The sequence below is a fragment of the Donghicola sp. XS_ASV15 genome (genome assembly GCF_041224595.1).
Taxonomy (GTDB): Bacteria; Pseudomonadota; Alphaproteobacteria; order Rhodobacterales; family Rhodobacteraceae; genus Donghicola.
Genome location: NZ_JBGFGN010000113.1, coordinates 65,694 through 82,764, shown reverse-complemented (window position 1 = coordinate 82,764; position 17,071 = coordinate 65,694). Strand labels below are relative to the sequence as shown.

Genomic DNA, 17,071 nt, shown 5'->3' with positions numbered 1-17,071 from the left:
TCAGTTCGGAACAAGACCGGCAAAGCCCATGAACGCCATGGACAGCAAACCGGCGGAAATGAAAGCGATCGGGACGCCAGCGAACGGGGCGGGTACGGCCAGCTGCACTAGCTTTTCCCGCATCCCCGCAAAGAGAACGAGCACGAGGCTAAACCCCAGCGCAGAGCCGAACCCGTAAAGCAGGCTCTGTGCGAAGTTGTGACCCTCTTGGATGTTCAAGAGCGCGACACCTAGAACGGCGCAGTTCGTGGTGATCAGCGGCAGGTAAATACCCAAAGCGCGATAGAGGCTGGGAGCGACCTTGCGCATTACCGTCTCGGTGAATTGTACGATTGCCGCGATCACAAGGATAAAGCTGAGGATTTGTAGAAACCCCAGCGATAGCGGGGTCAGGATGAGTTCGGTCACCAGCCAGCTCGCGGCCGAGGCCAGCGTCAGCACAAAGGTGGTCGCCATGCCCATGCCGATGGCCGCGTCGATCCGTTTCGACACGCCCATGAATGGGCATAGGCCAAGGAATTTCACCAGAACCACATTGTTGACCAGCGCAGTGCCGAGCAAGGTGACAAAGATGGTTTCCATAGTGCGGGCTCCTGATCTTTCGCGGGGGATCGCCCCTGTCAAACCTGACAGCAACGAAGGGGCCAAGCGGCCATGCGGGGTCTATGTCCTTGTGAATGCGAGCAGGGGTGAGGCGGGCTGTCGGCTTTTGGACAAATTGTCGGACACGGGCCGCTCCATTGGTGGCGGACACCCGAATGCGCAGGAAAGCTGGGGAAATCGGGCTTGGTCCCTTTGTTGCTGGGGATAGAGCAAAGCGCACACCCGCGCGTCCGATCCGCCCTTTGTCCGCAGGAGCCCGAGATGTCCCTAGACAATGTTACCCCCGAAGACGCCGATCTCTCGACAGATGCGCCGACCGTACCCACGGGGCGCGTTGTCTTTGTCGATGTTGGGCTGAGCGTCACTGTCAAAGCGGGCACGCGGATCATCGAGGTATCGGAAAAACTTGGCGCGGGGGTCACCTATGGCTGCCGCGAAGGCGAATGCGGCAGCTGTCTGGTGCGTGTGGTCGAGGGGATGGAGTTCCTCTCGGACCCCGACATGCTGGAACTGCGCGTCCTGCGGGAAAATCTGGCCGGTCATGCGGATCGGCTTGCCTGTCAGGCGAAAGTCATGGGCGGCACGGTCAAGGTCCGTCCCGCCTGAACTCTCTACTCACCCAGTCCGCGCAGGCGGGCCATTTCAGAACCAGAAAGGACCATTATCATGGCAATGCAAATTATCGCCGACCTCTGCACCTCTTGCGGTGACTGCGAACCCGTCTGCCCCACCGGCGCGATCGTTCCGAAAAAAGGCGTGTTCTTTATCAATGCCGCGACTTGTACCGAGTGCGAACCTGATCATGACATGCCCCAATGTCTGAATGTCTGCATGGAAGACGGCTGCATCATTCCGGCGGAATGATCCGATGGGCGCGGCGTTTTCTACTTCCTCTGATCTCGGGGCGCGGTTTCTGACGCAAACGATGCGGGTCGATCGCATCTCTGGCGCGGGCGCGGAACTGGTTGCGCCGCGTATGTCTGGTTGTGCTTCTTGCGCAGCCAAGGCGGGATGCGGGACCGCCGCGCTAGGCAAAGCCGCAGCGCCTTTGCGTGTGACCGTCCCTGACCAAGGCGCGTTGCGCGTGGGGGACGAGGTCACTGTCGCCATGCCTGCCGGGCGGTTCGCTGGGCTGGCATTGCTCGCCTACTTTCTGCCGCCTCTGGCCAGTGCAGGGGTGATTGGTATTCTGGACCACATCGGAGCACCGGAATTTCTATTGGTTAGCCTTGTGCTGCCTGTGATTGGGCTGGCGCTCATTCCGCTTTATCTGGCCGAAAAGCGTTCAAACGGGGTCCATGACCTGCAAATTATTGCGGTTGAACGACCCACAGGTGCCACGCCTTGACCCGTTCACTGACATGGAAGGCAGTGTTGGCAGGCTCGGCTTTGGCTGCGGCCTGCTTTGGCGTTCTGCGCGCAGCCGAAGCTCCCCAGCCAGAGCGCACAACACTCTATGTCTTTGGCACGCTCGTCGAGATCACAATCGAAGGCGCGCCCAAGTCTGCGTCGCGTGCCGCAATGGCGGAGATCGGACACTTGTTCCAATCCGTGCATCGTGACTGGCATGCATGGGATGGCGGGGCTTTGGTCGGTCTGAATAGTGCGATTGCAGAAGGTCAGGCAGCGGCGATCCCAAAAGACTTGTCCGAGGTATTGCAAGAGGGCCAGCACCTGGCCTGCCTCAGCGGTGGACTGTTCGAGCCAGCCATTGGTGCAGTGATCGGGTTGTGGGGGTTTCACGGGGACACGCCGACTGGCGCGGCACCCGATCCGGCGCAAATCGCACAAATTGTCGCAAAGCACCCATCAATCGCAGAACTGGAATTTGATGACGGCGAGGCGTGGTCGCAGAACGCGGCTGTACAGCTTGATCTGGGGGGCTATGCCAAAGGGGCAGCGCTTGATCTGGCTGCACAGATGATGCAGGCTCGCGGGATCGAAAACGCCGTGCTGAATGCGGGCGGGGATGTAAAAGTCATCGGCACGCATAATGACCGGCCTTGGCGCGTGGCGATCCGTGATCCCTTTGTCTGGGGGGCTGTGGCGTCGATCCAGCTCGGGGCAGGGGAGGTGCTCTATACCTCTGGAAACTACGAACGGTATTTCGAGCAGGACGGGCAGCGCTTTTCCCATATTATCGATCCACGCAGCGGGTGGCCGGTGCAAGAGATTGTATCGGTCTCGGTCTTAGGGCGCGACGGTGCGCTGGCGGATGCTGCGGCGACCGCGCTGAGTGTGGCGGGAGCTGACCTGTGGCCGCAAGTGGCGGCGGATATGGGCGTCGAGTCTGTCCTGATGATCACCGATGCAGGTCGAATGTTGGTCAGCCCCAAGATGGCGGCGCGGCTTGAGCCTGTAGATGATGAGTTCCCGGCGCCACTGGACATTGTCCCCTTGCCCAAAGCACGCGCTCTGGGTTGCATGAACGACTGACACTCTCTCCAAGTTGGTCCCCACTGGCCCTGCCGATGCTCGGTGGGGCCTTTTTTATGGCTGATGCGCCGCCAGACTGCCGCCAGACAGCGGGTGCCCGAAACGCCCGACACAGGTTTTGTCGTATTTCGACCAAAGCGGGAAACAGCGTAACCCATTGAAATAAAACTAGGTGGAGCGGTTCTGGGGCTTGGCCCTTTCTCTGCTGAATAGGGGCTGAGCGCGGTCGCGCACCGTCTCACCCCTGAGTGAACACAAATTGAAGGAATTCGATATGAGCGAACTTCGTCAGATCGCCTTTTACGGCAAGGGGGGGATCGGCAAGTCCACCACCTCTCAGAACACCCTCGCGGCTCTTGTTGAACTGGGCCAAAAAATCCTGATCGTCGGCTGCGACCCCAAAGCGGACTCCACCCGTCTGATCCTTAACTCCAAAGCCCAGGACACCGTTCTGCACATGGCAGCGGAAATGGGCTCGGTAGAAGACCTGGAACTCGAAGACGTTCTCAAGGTTGGCTACCAGGACATCAAATGCGTTGAATCCGGTGGCCCCGAGCCGGGAGTTGGCTGTGCAGGCCGCGGCGTGATCACCGCCATCAACTTCCTCGAGGAAAACGGCGCCTACGATGATGTGGACTACGTGTCCTACGACGTTCTTGGCGACGTTGTTTGCGGCGGTTTTGCGATGCCCATCCGCGAGAACAAAGCACAAGAAATCTACATCGTTATGTCCGGGGAAATGATGGCGCTCTATGCGGCCAACAACATCGCCAAAGGCATTCTGAAGTACGCCAACTCGGGCGGTGTGCGTCTGGGTGGCCTGATCTGCAACGAACGTCAGACCGACAAAGAACTCGAACTGGCAACCGCCATGGCCGAGAAACTGGGTTCGCAGCTGATCCACTTTGTGCCCCGCGACAACATCGTGCAGCACGCGGAACTGCGCCGTCAGACCGTCCTGCAGTATGCGCCCGAAAGCGCGCAGGCCAACGAGTACCGCGAATTGGCCAAGAAAATCCATGCCAACTCGGGCAAGGGCGTCATCCCCACCCCGATCACCATGGAAGAGTTGGAAGAGATGCTGATGGAATTCGGCATCATGCAGTCCGAGGAAGAGCGCGAAGCACTGATCGCGGCCTCCGACGCCGAATTGGCGAGCTGAGCGCCCCACTATTGAACCGCTGGTGGGCGCAACCATGCGCCCGCCCAACCCCGACATTCTGTGAGAGGAGCCAAAAGGATGGCCAAAGATCACACCAGCGGGCCTGACGAGTACGAGAGCCTCATTGAGGAAGTTCTCGAGGCCTACCCTGCGAAAGCCAAGAAACGTCGCGCCAAGCACCTGACCGTGTCCAAGGCAACAGATGAAGAGCCCGATCCCACCACGGGGATTGCGTCGAAGTGCGACACGCAGAAATCGAACATCAAGTCGATCCCCGGCGTTATGACGATCCGTGGTTGCGCCTACGCAGGGTCGAAAGGGGTTGTTTGGGGCCCGGTCAAGGACATGGTCCATATCAGCCACGGTCCCGTGGGCTGCGGTCAGTACAGCTGGTCCCAGCGCCGCAACTACTACATCGGTAAAACCGGCGTAGACAGCTTTGTCACCATGCAGTTCACCACCGATTTCCAGGAAAAGGACATCGTGTTCGGTGGCGACAAAAAACTGGGTGGCACGATCGACGAGATCAACGAACTGTTCCCTTTGGCCAACGGCGTTACCATCCAGTCGGAATGCCCGATTGGTCTGATCGGTGACGATATCGAAGCCGTTGCCAGAGAAAAGAACAAGGAAACCGGCAAAACCATGGTGCCCGTGCGCTGTGAAGGTTTCCGCGGTGTTTCCCAGTCGCTGGGTCACCACATCGCCAACGACGCAGTCCGCGACTGGGTTTTTGAAAAGGGCGAAGGTGCTGGCGCAGGCTATGAGGCAGGCCCCTACGATGTGAACGTTATCGGTGACTACAATATCGGTGGTGACGCATGGGCCAGCCGTATCTTGCTGGAAGAAATGGGTCTGAACGTGGTCGGTAACTGGTCCGGTGACGCAACCCTTGCGGAAATTGAGCGTGCTCCCAAAGCCCGCTTGAACCTGATCCACTGCTACCGGTCGATGAACTACATCTGCCGCTACATGGAAGAAAAATACGGCATCGGCTGGATGGAGTACAACTTCTTTGGCCCAACCCAGATCGCGGCAAGCCTGCGCGCCATCGCCAAGAACTTTGACGAGACCATTCAGGAAAACGCCGAGAAGGTCATCGCCAAGTACCAGCCCATGGTCGACGCGGTCAAAGCCAAGTACATGCCCCGCCTCGAAGGCAAATCGGTGATGCTCTATGTGGGTGGCCTTCGCCCCCGCCACGTGGTCACTGCCTATGACGATCTGGGCATGGTCATCGCTGGCACGGGCTACGAGTTCGCGCACAACGACGACTACAAGCGCACCGGTCACTACGTCAAAGAAGGCACGCTGATCTATGATGACGTGACCGGCTACGAGCTGGAGAAGTTCATCGAAAAGATCCGCCCCGATCTGGTCGGTTCTGGCATCAAGGAAAAGTACCCGGTCCAGAAGATGGGTATCCCCTTCCGCCAGATGCACAGCTGGGACTACTCGGGCCCGTACCACGGCTATGATGGCTTTGCGATCTTTGCCCGTGACATGGATCTGGCGATCAACAGCCCCGTCTGGAACATGTACGACGCGCCGTGGGAAAAACCCAAAGCGATTGCTGCCGAATAAGGCACCCGGGGACGGGGTCCGCTCCGTTCCCAAAACCCGCGCGGGCAAAACGCTCCCTTTGATCCGCGCGTCTTTTCCCCTCTCAACCGGCGCGTCTCGGAATGTGGACGGCCAACAGAAGGAAGTTAGACATGCCCCAATCGGCAGATAAGGTGCTCGATCACGCACCGCTGTTCCAGCAACCCGAATACAAGGAAATGCTGGAGAACAAGAAAGTCAAATTCGAATGCGGCCATCCCGACGAGATGGTGCAAGAGATCGGCGACTGGACCAAGTCGTGGGAATACCGCGAAAAGAACCTGGCCCGCAAATCGCTGACCGTGAACCCGGCCAAAGCGTGCCAGCCTCTGGGTGCTGTTTTCGCCGCACAGGGTTATGAGGCCACCATGCCCTTTGTTCACGGGTCGCAAGGCTGCGTTGCCTACTACCGCTCGCACCTGTCGCGCCACTTCAAAGAGCCTTCGTCATGCGTATCGTCGTCGATGACCGAAGACGCAGCTGTGTTCGGCGGTCTGGTCAACATGGTTGACGGTCTGGCCAACACCAAAGCGCTCTATGATCCCAAGATGATCGCAGTGTCGACAACCTGCATGGCCGAAGTGATCGGCGACGACCTGAACTCGTTCATCCAGCAGGCCAAGCAAAAGGGCTCGGTCCCCGAAGATTTCGATGTGCCTTTCGCCCACACTCCTGCCTTTGTCGGCAGCCACGTGGACGGCTACGACAACGCTCAAAAAGGCATCCTTCAGCACTTCTGGGATGGCAAAGAACGCACCGAAACCGAGAGTATCAACATCGTTCCCGGCTTTGATGGTTTCGCAGTCGCCAACAACCGCGAAGTAAAGAACATGCTGGACGCGATGGGCGTGGAATACACCTTCTTGTCGGATGTGTCTGATGTCTACGACACCCCCTCGGACGGCGAATTCCGCATGTACGATGGCGGCACCAAGCTGGAAGACGTGAAGACCGCATTGAACGCCAAGGCGACCATTTCGATGCAGGAATACTGCACGCCCAAGACACTGGAATATGTCGAGGGCACGGGTCAGGAAACCGCCGCGTTGCACTACCCCATGGGCATTCAGGGCACCGACGAGTTCCTGATGACCGTCAGCGAGATCACCGGCAAGGAAATCCCGGACAGCCTGCGCAAAGAGCGTGGCCGTCTTGTGGACGCGATTGCTGACAGCCAAGCTTGGCTGCATGGCAAAACCTTTGCGATCTACGGCGATCCTGACTTTGTCTATGGCATGGCGCGCTTTGTCATGGAACTCGGAGGCGAGCCTGTCCACTGCCTCGCGACCAATGGCACCAAGAAATGGGCCGCGAAAATGGAAGAGCTGCTGGCGTCCTCTCCATTCGGCAAACAAGGTCAGGTCTGGGCTGGCAAAGATCTGTGGCACATGCGTTCGCTGCTGTCGACAGAGCCTTGCGATCTGCTGATCGGCAACAGCTATGGCAAGTATCTGGAACGTGACACAGGCACCCCACTGATCCGCCTGATGTTCCCGATTTTTGACCGCCACCATCACCACCGCTTCCCCACCTGGGGCTATCAGGGGGCGCTGACGGTTCTGGTCAAACTGCTGGATACCATCTTCGACAAGCTTGATGACGACACCATCATCCCCGGCGAGACAGATTACAGCTTTGATCTGACCCGCTGATTATTCAGAACTCGGTCCCTTCTCCCATGCGGAGAAGGGCTGAAGGCTGTGGCTGGTGCTCGCAAGGCGCCGGCCACCTTTTTTATTTGCCCGCAGGAGTTTGCAAAATGTCCGGTCCTTTTCTCACACTGGGTTTTCGCCCTTTTTTTCTCGCCGCGGGCCTATGGGCTGTGGTGGCGATGGCTTTGTGGATCGGAACTTTGCTCGGGTGGCCCGTTCTACCGGAGTGGCTGGATGCCTTGTCTTGGCACGCGCATGAAATGGTTTTCGGGTATCTGTTTGCCGCATTGGCTGGTTTTTTGCTTACCGCAGCTCCCAGTTGGACTGGTCAGACGCCCTTGCGAGGGCGCAGGCTCGGCGGGCTGGCGCTGCTCTGGGTGATCGGGCGCTGTGCGATGCTGCTGTCAGGTGTGTGGCCGGCCGGGCTTGTGGCTCTGCTGGATTTGGCAATGCCCTTGGCTCTGGCTTTTCAGACAGGGCGCCAAATCGTGGCGGGCCGGAACTGGCGCAATCTGTCGGTGCTGGGTGCCGTTGCGCTGCTCGTATTCGGAGATATTCTATTCCACGTCGACCAAGGCGATGCCCAAGGCCAAGGCTTGCGGCTCGGGCTGGTCGGCGCGCTGATTGTGACCACCGTGGTCGGCGGGCGGATTGTCCCGAACTTCACCCGGAATTGGCTTAAGAAAAATCACAAACCCCAGATCTTGGAAGAACCCGCAGCACTCGCCATGGCGATGAATGGTGGGTTTCTTTTGGTGCTTCTCATCTGGGCCGCGCTGCCCGACAGCCCGTGGGTTGGCATCCTGCTGATTGCGGCGGGTCTGGCGCATTTGTGGCGGCTCTTGCGTTGGGGTGGACAGCATACTCTTTCAGAACCTCTGATATGGGTTTTGCATCTGTCTTACCTGTTCATACCCCTTGGTGCTTTGGGGGTCGGTTTTGCGATCTTGGTCAACGCGCCCCAGAGCGCGGCCTTGCACCTATGGACGATCGGGGGGCTCGGGCTGATGACGCTTGGGGTTATGACGCGGGCCACCCTTGGCCATAGCGGGGGGGTATTGTCGGTCGGGGCAGGGACTGCGGCTCTGTATCTGGCGGTCGCGCTCGCCGCCCTCTTGCGTCCTATATCCTCTTTTGTCGCCGCCACCTCTGCGTTCCAAGTGCTGGCGGGCATTGCGTGGATCATAGGTTTTGCCGGTTTTGTTCTGTTGTTTGGTCCCCGTCACATTGGTGCGCGCATTGTCGCCTCTCAGACAAAGTGACAAAGGGTGGGAGAGCAAGAAGCTGATTTTGAACGGCTTTTGCTCTTGGCCCCTTCGTTGCTGAACCCTTGGTGAACAGGAAGGGGACGCGACATGAGTGATGCACTGAAGAGCAAAATACAGGATGTCTTTAACGAACCCGGCTGCGGGACCAATGCCGAGAAGTCCGAACGACAGCGTAAAAAGGGATGCGCCAAACCCCTGACTCCCGGCGCCGCCGCAGGGGGCTGCGCCTTTGACGGGGCGAAAATCGCGCTTCAGCCCATCGTCGACGTCGCGCATCTGGTTCACGCCCCATTGGCCTGCGAAGGCAACGGTTGGGACAACCGCGGCGCAGCATCCTCTGGCTCCGAACTTTATCGCACTGGCTTTACCACCGACCTGAGCGAACTCGACATCGTCATGGGCTATGGCGAAAAGAAGCTGTTCCGCGCGATCAAAGAAGTGATCGAAGCCCATAATCCCCCTGCCGTCTTTGTGTACGCAACCTGTGTCCCCGCTCTGATCGGCGACGATATCAACGCGGTTTGCAAAGCGGCCACCCAGAAATTCGGCACGCCATGCGTGCCTGTGAACGCGCCCGGCTATGTGGGATCCAAAAACCTTGGAAACAAGCTGGCGGGCGAGGCGCTCTTGGACGGCGTCATCGGCTCGATCGAGCCAGAGGAATGCACCCCGTATGACGTCAACATCATCGGCGACTACAACCTGTCTGGAGAGCTTTGGCAGGTCAAACCCATGTTCGACAAGCTCGGTATCCGCGTTTTGGGCTCGATCACCGGCGATGCCCGCTACCGTCAGGTCGCCATGGCCCACCGCGCCAAAGTGACGATGCTGGTCTGCTCCAAAGCGCTGATCAACTTGGCCCGCAAATTGGACGAGCGCTACGGCATTCCCTATTTCGAGGGCTCGTTCTACGGCATCTCTGACACATCTCAGGCGTTGCGAACCATGTGCGCCATGCTGGTCGAACAAGGAGCCGAAGCGGACCTTTTGGACCGTTGTGAACAGGTGATCGCCGAAGAGGAAACCCGCGTCTGGAAACAGCTGGAGGCCTATCGCCCCCGCGTCGCAGGCAAGCGCGTATTGCTCTACACGGGCGGTCACAAGTCTTGGTCCGTAGTGTCTGCCCTGCAAGAGTTGGGGATGGAGGTCATCGGAACCTCGGTCCGCAAGGCCACTGACGATGACAAAGGTCGCGTGGTTAAGATCATGGGCGACGACAAGCACATGTTCGAAAACATGGCGCCCAAGGACATGTACCGAATGCTCAAGGACGCAGGCGCCGATGTGCTGATGTCTGGCGGCCGCAGTCAGTTCGTTGCGCTCAAGGCCAAGATGCCGTGGGTCGATGTGAATCAGGAAAAGCATGAACCCTACGCCGGTTATATGGGAATGGTGGATATGGTGCGCGCCATCGACCGCGCCGTGAACAATCCCATGTGGTCAGAGTTGCGCGAGCCTGCGCCGTGGGACACACCCCTAACGGAGAGCCGCGTTTTGCCTGCGATCACCGGCACTTGTCCCGTCACCGGTGTGCCAGCGGGGGTGGGGCGCCCGGTCAGCCTTGTGCCGCCCATGCCGCCCGCGTCCAGTGTGCCTGCGCCGGTCACTGCCTTTGTCTCTTCCGCCACCGATTTCGAGGATTGCTGAGATGGCAAAGCTGGTTCATCCCAAACGCGCCCTGTCCACCAACCCGCTGAAAAGCTCTGCTCCTTTGGGTGCGGCACTGGCCTATCTGGGCGTAGAGCGGTCCGTGCCCCTGTTCCACGGTTCCCAAGGCTGCACCGCGTTTGCCATGGTGCATCTGGTCCGCCATTTCAAAGAGGCCGTGCCCCTACAGACCACCGCGATGAACGAGGTGTCCACCATCCTTGGCGGCGCGGATCAGATCGAAGAAGCGATTGAAAACCTGCGGAAAAAGTCGAACCCCGCGTTCATCGGCATCGCCTCGACCGCTTTGACGGAAACCCGTGGCGAGGATGTCCCCGGAGAGCTGAAAGAGATTATCAGTCGCCGCACCGATTTTGCCGATACGCAGATCGTATATGCCTCGACCCCCGATTTCGACGGCGGCCTGCAAGACGGTTGGGCCAAAGCAGTCGAGGCGATCATTGACGCTATGGTGCCGCCCTCAACCGAACGTGACCCCGATCTGCGGCAAGTGACATTGCTGTGCGGCAGCCACCTGACCCCCGCCGAAATCGAGGAACTGGTTCGCATGGTGCGCGCCTTTGGACTAGAGCCGCTGGTGCTGCCCGATATCTCGACTTCGCTGGACGGGCATGTCAGCGACGACTGGTCCGGCACCTCTCAGGGGGGCACACCGGTTGCGCGCATTCCCGATGTGGCCCGCAGTGCATTTACCCTCGCCATTGGGGAACAGATGCGCAAAGCGGCCAAACTGATCGAGGACCGCGCCATGGTACCGTACCGCGTGTTCCAATCCGTGACAGGGCTGAAGCCGGTCGATGCCTTTGTCCGCACGCTGATGGGGCTGTCGGGGGTGCAAGATCCGCCGCCCTCGATCAAGCGGGATCGTTCGCGCCTGATCGACGCGGCGCTCGACGCCCATTTCCACACCGGCGGGCTGAAAGTGGCCATTGGCGCCGACCCCGATCTTCTGTTTTCCCTGTCGAATGCCCTGACCTCGATGGGGGCAGAGATCGTCACCGCCGTCACCACCACCCAGCATTCCCCTGTGATCGAAAGGATTGCAGCGGACGAGGTGATCCTTGGCGATCTGGGGGATTTCGAGCGCAGCGCCAAGGAGAACGGCGCGCAGATATTGCTGACCCACTCCCATGGTCGCCACGCAGAGCACCGCCTGCACGTGCCTTTGGTCCGCGTGGGCTTTCCTGTTTTTGATCGCATCGGCGCGCAGGATGCCTGCCGCGTCGGGTATCGCGGCAGCCGCGCATTTCTCTACGAAATCGCGAACACCGTCCAATCCATCCATCATCGTGCGCGCCCCGAGGAATTTGGCGCCGCTTCCATCGCAGAGGAGTTCGAACATGTCCCGCACATTGCGTCTTGTTGATACCGATGGTCCCGCACCCGGCGAGACGCCGCTGCGTGTGGCCATCGCGACCAATGATATGGAAAACCTGAATGCCCATTTCGGGTCGGCCAAGAAATTTGCGGTTTTCGAGGTCTGGAAGACCGGATCGCGCTTCTTGTTCGTCCACGAATTCGGGAACGTCACAGCCCAAAAGGGCAAGCACGACGATCAGGACGACAAAATCACCCCCAAGGTCGAAGCGCTCGAGGGCTGTGCACTGCTCTTTGCGCTGGCGATTGGCGGGCCGTCAGCAGCCAAGGTCGTCAAGGCTGGCATCCATCCGATCAAACGCAAGGACGCGGAGCCAATCACCGATGTTCTGGCGCAAGTTCAGGAGATGCTGAACGGCACCCCTCCGCCGTTCCTGCGTAAAATCCTAGGCACCTACCAGAAGCCTGATTTCATGGAAGATTTCGAAGAAGAGGAAACGGTATAATGACTGCAGAGACACTGGAGTCGCCCCGTGGGGGCGAAATGGTCGACAGTGACTTCCTCAAGCAACTCGCGGCCGTGATCCGCGCAGAGGACAGCTATGGCCAATGGGATGACAAGACCGACGCCGACACCATGGCAGAGTTCATCCTGACCAAAGACGAGCGCCGTGAAATCCCGATCATCGGCGACCCCGATCCCGATGTGATGTGGCGCGTTGGCAAGTTCTATGATGCTGTCGGCCTGCTCATTGAAAAGCGGAGCGGTTGCATGGCCAGCCAGATGCAGAAAATGAGCCACGAGGGCTTTGGCCGGATCGTCCTGATCGCGGGCAAGTTGGTGGTGGTGTCGAAACACCTGCGCGACATCCACCGTTTCGGTTTCGAAACCTGGGCCAAGCTGGCCGAAGCCGGCGACAAGATGGTCACCAGCGCCGTCGACACCATCGACACCTATCCAGAAGCAGCGCGGGGCTGAGGCCATGATCCAGATTGTCCCGCTGCCCACCCCCAAAACGCCCCGCGCGCCGCGGCCACCCTTGGTGCTCAAGCCCTCTGCGGGGCGGACGCCCATGTCTCGCTGGCTGCGCTCGGCCTCACAGAAACCCGCAAAAAGGAAGCCGTCATGAGCATTGAAGAGTTACAAACCAAGGTCAAGAAGCTGTCCATGCGCTCTACCGAAGCCAAAATGGCCCTACATGACCTGTCCGAAGAGCTGCCCACCGATTGGGAGAAAATCCCCGAAGTGGCCGAGCACACTTTTGCGGTGTTCAAGGAACTGACCGAGGCGCGCCGCGCCCTCAAGGCGGCCAAAAAAGCTGCGGCGGAGGCCTGATCCGATGCCGATGGTTGCTTATACCCGTGGGGGGGCGGAATACGTCCCCGAGTTCCTGACCAATATCGACCCCGACAAGTGCATTGGTTGCGGCCGGTGCTTCAAGGTTTGCGGTCGCGATGTGATGACCCTGCATGGTCTGACCGAGGATGGAGAAATGGTCCGCCCCGGCACTGACGAATACGACGATGTCGAGGACGAGATCATCAAAAGCGTTATGTCGATGATCCACCCCGAGAATTGCATTGGTTGCGGCGCGTGTGCCCGTGTCTGCCCCTCGGATTGCCAGACCCATGCGGCCGTGGACTGATCAGCCTGTCGCGCTTCCGGCTTTGGCCGGAACTGCGCTATTCGGGGCGGACATCATGTATATCCTTGAACACGCCATGGCCGAGCGGAGGGCCGGGCAGGGGCCGTTGACACACCGTCTAGGGCTGTCTGGAGCGGAACTGACCGCTCTACGGGATAAGTGGCTGCCCAATGCCCTGTTGCCCGATCTGCATCTGCCCGCTCCAGAGCGCCCTTCGGACCAGCAGGCCATTGCGACCCTTATCTTGTGGAAGTCCGAGGCGGGCACCCCCGAAGCGCGTTGGCTTGCGGCCATCATCGCGCGCCGCGCCATGGAGACCCGCCACCTGTGGGAGGATCTGGGCCTGCCCAACCGTGCCTACCTGAGCGCCATGATCCGTCGCCATCTGCCAGGCTTGGCCGCTGCGAACCACGCCAATATGCGCTGGAAAAAGTTCTTTTATCGCCAGATCTGCTCGGACGCGGCCTTCAGCTTGTGTCTGTCGCCAACCTGTGACGATTGTCCGGAACGAGCCGACTGTTTTGCCCCCGACTGATTTCCAAACCTTGCTCAGCGGTGCCGAGGCTGCCCGCACCCGGCCACTGGAAAGCGCAGCCGCCATCGCCCGTGCGCTGGAAATTGCGCCCGATGACCCGGATGTGCGGCTCGCCGCTTATCGGTTCTACTTCTACACCCACGATTACGCTTCTGCGCAGGATCAAGCCGCCCACGTCCTGACCCACGCTGCCCGCCGCTTGAATATCGCGGCAGATTGGCGCGAGGTCAGGGCAGGGGATGCGGATTTTTCGGCCATGGAGTTTGCGCCGGGCCATTATATGCAGGCGCTGGTGGCTTTGGGCTATTGCGCCGCTCGGCTCGGGGATCGCCCCTTGGCCGAGGCCTACCTGACCCACGCTGCGACGCTCGACCCTACCGACCGATTTGGCGGAGCTTGGCTGCTGTCGCATCTGGACGCGGCGGACGAAGACTAATCGGCCAAGACCCCCTCAAAGAAAAGAAGTGTCGCAAACCCGTCATTGTCGTTCCTGACATTTGTCGGTTTCTGGATAAGGCATTGAAATTGCGTGCCCCTGACGCTTGGCCCCTTCCTTGCTGGACCTATGGCAAATCCCTTTATCCAACAGGAGCGTGCTATGATCGAGATTACCGAACCCGCCCGCAGCGCAATCAAAACCGCCATCGACGGTGCAGGACAGCCCGTGGCCGGTCTGCGTGTCATGGTGCAAGGCGGCGGCTGTGCCGGCCTGAAATACGGCATGGCTCTGGAGCTGGAGCAGCAGCCCGATGACGCCATTGTTCAGGCGGGCGAAGTCACCATCCTGATCGACCCCGAAAGCCAGTCCCATCTGTCGGGCACGACCATTGACTTTGTCTCTGGCCTCGAAGGGTCCGGTTTCGTGTTCGAAAACCCCAACGCCTCCAGCTCTTGTGGCTGCGGCAAATCGTTCTGCTAAGAGGAGGCGCGCCCGATGTGGGAATATAGTGACAAAGTCAAAGAATACTTCTTCAATCCCCGCAATGCGGGCGCGCTGGTCGATGCCAACGCTGTGGGTGAGGTCGGCTCCTTGTCCTGCGGGGACGCCCTGAAATTGATGTTGAAGGTGAACCCCGAGACGAACATCATCGAAGATGCCAAGTTTCAGACTTTCGGCTGTGGCTCTGCGATTGCATCGTCCTCGGCGCTGACCGAGCTGATCATTGGCAAGTCCATCGACGAAGCCCGCAAGCTGACCAATCAGGACATAGCCGACTTCCTTGACGGACTGCCCCCCGAAAAGATGCATTGCTCTGTAATGGGCCAAGAGGCGCTGACCGCAGCCGTCGCCGCCTATACCGGTGAAACGCTGGAAGACGATGACCACGAAGAGGGCGCATTGATCTGCAAGTGCTTTGGCGTCGACGCGGGTATGATCGAACGCGCCATCCGCACCAACAAGCTGACCACGCTAGAGATGGTGACATTTTACACCAAGGCGGGCGGCGGCTGTAACTCCTGCCGCGAGCCGCTGGAAGAGTTGTTGGCTGACACAAATGCGGCCATGGTCACCGAAGGGCTGATCGCAGCAGACGAGGCCTATGTATTCGGTGCAGCCCCCAAGCCGGTCAAACAAAAGGCCACCGGCTTTGTCATTCCTGATCTGAAGCCCGCACCGGCTGCTGCTCCGGCCGCGCCAACACCCGTTCAGATCGCGATGCCCGCACCTGCACCTGCTCCGGCCCCCGCCCCAGTGGAGGTCGCCGAAGCGCCCACCCAATACAGCCCCGCCAAAGAGGCGATTGTCGTTTCGAAAATCATCGAGGAAATGCGCCCCGTCTTCAACGCCGATGGCGGTGATGTGGAACTAGTCGACATGGAAGGCAGCCTCGTTCTGGTTCACCTGTCCGGCGCGTGCTCGGGTTGCCAGCTGGCCAGCCACACCCTTGGCGGCCTGCAAAAGAAGATCACCGAAGCTCTGGGCCGCATGGTGCGTGTGATGCCCGTCGCCAAAACCTGAGGAGACGCCTGCGATGACCCCTGTCTATCTGGACAATAACGCCACCACACGCGTCTATCCCGAAGTTGTGGACGCCATGCTGCCCTATTTCACTGAGCAGTTCGGCAATGCCTCATCGATCCATGCCTTTGGCGCCGAAGTCGGCGGTGCCCTGCGCAAGGCCCGCAAATCCCTTCAGGCTCTGATCGGCGCGGAGTTCGACCACGAGATTATCTTTACCTCGGGCGGGACGGAGTCGAACAACACCGCGATCCGCTCGGCTTTGCAGGTGATGCAGGGCCGGAACGAGATCATCACCTCGATGGTCGAGCACCCCGCGATCCTGTCGCTCTGCGATTGGCTGGAAAAGCACGAGGGCGTGGTCGTGCACCGCATCCCAGTGGACAAGCAAGGCCGTCTGGACATCGACGCCTATCGTGCCGCGCTGTCGGAAAAGGTCGCACTTGTCAGCTTTATGTGGGCCAATAACGAGACTGGAACGGTGTTCCCCGTGGACGGTCTGGCTGAGCTGGCCCACGAGGTTGGCGCGCTGTTCCACACGGACGCGGTTCAGGCGGTTGGTAAGCTGCCCATCGACCTGAAAAATACCGACATCGACATGCTGTCCCTGTCCTCGCACAAGTTCCACGGGCCCAAAGGCTTGGGCGCGCTCTATCTGCGCAAAGGCACACGGTTCCGCCCGCTCCTGCGGGGTGGCCACCAAGAGCGCGGTCGTCGCGCTGGCACTGAAAATGCGCCTGCAATCATCGGCTTGGGCGTCGCAGCTCAGATGGCCTTGGGCTCGATGGCCGAAGACACCGCCCGCATGATCGCTCTGCGTGACAAGCTGGAACAGGGCCTGTTGGAAACCGTCGGCCACTGCTTTGTGACGGGTGATCCGCTGGACCGTCTGCCAAACACCTCGACCATAGCTTTTGAGTACATCGAGGGCGAAGCAATCCTGCTCAAGCTCAATCAAGCAGGGATCGCGGCTTCATCGGGGTCGGCCTGTACTTCGGGGTCGCTGGAGCCCAGCCACGTGCTGCGGGCGATGGATATTCCCTTTACCGCGGCCCACGGCGCTATCCGCTTCTCGCTCAGCGGTGAGACGACCGAAGCCGATATTGACCGGGTGCTGGACGTTGTCCCTGACATTATCGCCAGCCTGCGACAGATGTCCCCGTTCTGGTCCGAAGAGGGCGCACAGCCCGGCGGCTTCACCCCCGCTTACGCCTAAGGAGAG

20 protein-coding genes are annotated in these 17,071 nt (G+C 59.8%); 19 read left to right on the top strand and 1 reads right to left on the bottom strand.

The window, feature by feature from the left end; translation table 11 throughout:
- The gene (gene rsxA, locus AB9K37_RS05435) at positions 1-582 is read right to left on the bottom strand and encodes an electron transport complex subunit RsxA (RefSeq protein ID WP_369835915.1); all 582 of its coding nucleotides are present in this window, start codon (positions 580-582) and stop codon (positions 1-3) included.
- Positions 583-864: 282 nt separating this feature from the next.
- On the opposite strand from rsxA, the gene AB9K37_RS05430 reads away from it, so the two are divergent.
- The 19 genes from AB9K37_RS05430 to nifS all read left to right on the top strand — a co-directional run bounded on the left by AB9K37_RS05430 (position 865) and on the right by nifS (position 17,065).
- Complete coding sequence (locus AB9K37_RS05430; RefSeq protein ID WP_369835914.1) at positions 865-1,209, top strand: 2Fe-2S iron-sulfur cluster-binding protein; 345 nt, start codon at positions 865-867, stop codon at positions 1,207-1,209.
- A gap of 60 nt (positions 1,210-1,269) precedes the next feature.
- Positions 1,270-1,467, top strand: a complete 198-nt coding sequence (locus AB9K37_RS05425) for a 4Fe-4S binding protein (protein WP_369835913.1) — start codon at positions 1,270-1,272, stop codon at positions 1,465-1,467.
- 4 nt (positions 1,468-1,471) lie between these two features.
- A complete protein-coding gene (locus AB9K37_RS05420; RefSeq protein WP_369835912.1) occupies positions 1,472-1,951 on the top strand; it encodes a SoxR reducing system RseC family protein in 480 nt (159 codons plus the stop codon).
- A complete protein-coding gene (locus tag AB9K37_RS05415) occupies positions 1,948-3,039 on the top strand; it encodes an FAD:protein FMN transferase (RefSeq protein WP_369835911.1) in 1,092 nt (363 codons plus the stop codon). Before AB9K37_RS05420 ends, AB9K37_RS05415 begins: the two co-directional genes overlap by 4 nt.
- Positions 3,040-3,313: 274 nt before the next feature.
- Positions 3,314-4,201: a nitrogenase iron protein gene (nifH, locus tag AB9K37_RS05410; RefSeq protein WP_369835910.1), complete on the top strand. Its 888-nt coding sequence runs from the start codon at positions 3,314-3,316 to the stop codon at positions 4,199-4,201.
- 78 nt (positions 4,202-4,279) lie between these two features.
- Positions 4,280-5,785: a nitrogenase molybdenum-iron protein alpha chain gene (nifD, locus tag AB9K37_RS05405; RefSeq protein ID WP_369835909.1), complete on the top strand. Its 1,506-nt coding sequence runs from the start codon at positions 4,280-4,282 to the stop codon at positions 5,783-5,785.
- Positions 5,786-5,916: 131 nt separating this feature from the next.
- Positions 5,917-7,455 carry a nitrogenase molybdenum-iron protein subunit beta gene (gene nifK, locus AB9K37_RS05400; protein WP_369835908.1) on the top strand — a complete coding sequence of 513 codons (1,539 nt, stop codon included), beginning with the start codon at positions 5,917-5,919 and terminating at the stop codon, positions 7,453-7,455.
- Between the two features lie 107 nt (positions 7,456-7,562).
- On the top strand, positions 7,563-8,717 hold the full coding sequence (locus AB9K37_RS05395) for an NnrS family protein (protein ID WP_369835907.1): 1,155 nt from the start codon (positions 7,563-7,565) through the stop codon (positions 8,715-8,717).
- Positions 8,718-8,810: 93 nt separating this feature from the next.
- Positions 8,811-10,370 carry a nitrogenase iron-molybdenum cofactor biosynthesis protein NifE gene (gene nifE / locus AB9K37_RS05390; protein WP_369835906.1) on the top strand — a complete coding sequence of 520 codons (1,560 nt, stop codon included), beginning with the start codon at positions 8,811-8,813 and terminating at the stop codon, positions 10,368-10,370.
- A gap of 1 nt (position 10,371) precedes the next feature.
- Entirely contained in the window at positions 10,372-11,757 is a 1,386-nt protein-coding gene (nifN, locus tag AB9K37_RS05385) for a nitrogenase iron-molybdenum cofactor biosynthesis protein NifN (RefSeq protein ID WP_369835905.1), read from the top strand.
- A complete protein-coding gene (gene nifX / locus AB9K37_RS05380; protein ID WP_369835904.1) occupies positions 11,732-12,214 on the top strand; it encodes a nitrogen fixation protein NifX in 483 nt (160 codons plus the stop codon). The genes nifN and nifX overlap by 26 nt, the downstream gene beginning before the upstream one ends.
- The gene (locus AB9K37_RS05375) at positions 12,214-12,687 is read left to right on the top strand and encodes a NifX-associated nitrogen fixation protein (protein ID WP_369835903.1); all 474 of its coding nucleotides are present in this window, start codon (positions 12,214-12,216) and stop codon (positions 12,685-12,687) included. The genes nifX and AB9K37_RS05375 overlap by 1 nt, the downstream gene beginning before the upstream one ends.
- Before the next feature lie 147 nt (positions 12,688-12,834).
- On the top strand, positions 12,835-13,044 hold the full coding sequence (locus tag AB9K37_RS05370; protein WP_369835902.1) for a CCE_0567 family metalloprotein: 210 nt from the start codon (positions 12,835-12,837) through the stop codon (positions 13,042-13,044).
- Between the two features lie 4 nt (positions 13,045-13,048).
- Positions 13,049-13,354: a ferredoxin III, nif-specific gene (gene fdxB / locus AB9K37_RS05365; protein WP_369835901.1), complete on the top strand. Its 306-nt coding sequence runs from the start codon at positions 13,049-13,051 to the stop codon at positions 13,352-13,354.
- Positions 13,338-13,889 (top strand): nitrogen fixation protein NifQ, encoded by a 552-nt coding sequence (locus tag AB9K37_RS05360; RefSeq protein ID WP_369835900.1) that lies wholly within the window; start codon positions 13,338-13,340, stop codon positions 13,887-13,889. Before fdxB ends, AB9K37_RS05360 begins: the two co-directional genes overlap by 17 nt.
- Positions 13,876-14,325 carry a hypothetical protein gene (locus tag AB9K37_RS05355; RefSeq protein ID WP_369835899.1) on the top strand — a complete coding sequence of 150 codons (450 nt, stop codon included), beginning with the start codon at positions 13,876-13,878 and terminating at the stop codon, positions 14,323-14,325. The genes AB9K37_RS05360 and AB9K37_RS05355 overlap by 14 nt, the downstream gene beginning before the upstream one ends.
- A gap of 162 nt (positions 14,326-14,487) precedes the next feature.
- Positions 14,488-14,808, top strand: coding sequence for an iron-sulfur cluster assembly accessory protein (locus AB9K37_RS05350; protein ID WP_369835898.1), 321 nt, complete (start codon positions 14,488-14,490; stop codon positions 14,806-14,808).
- Between the two features lie 15 nt (positions 14,809-14,823).
- Positions 14,824-15,849, top strand: a complete 1,026-nt coding sequence (gene nifU, locus AB9K37_RS05345; protein WP_369835897.1) for a Fe-S cluster assembly protein NifU — start codon at positions 14,824-14,826, stop codon at positions 15,847-15,849.
- Positions 15,850-15,862: 13 nt separating this feature from the next.
- Entirely contained in the window at positions 15,863-17,065 is a 1,203-nt protein-coding gene (gene nifS / locus AB9K37_RS05340) for a cysteine desulfurase NifS (RefSeq protein WP_369835896.1), read from the top strand.
- Positions 17,066-17,071 lie beyond the last annotated feature (6 nt).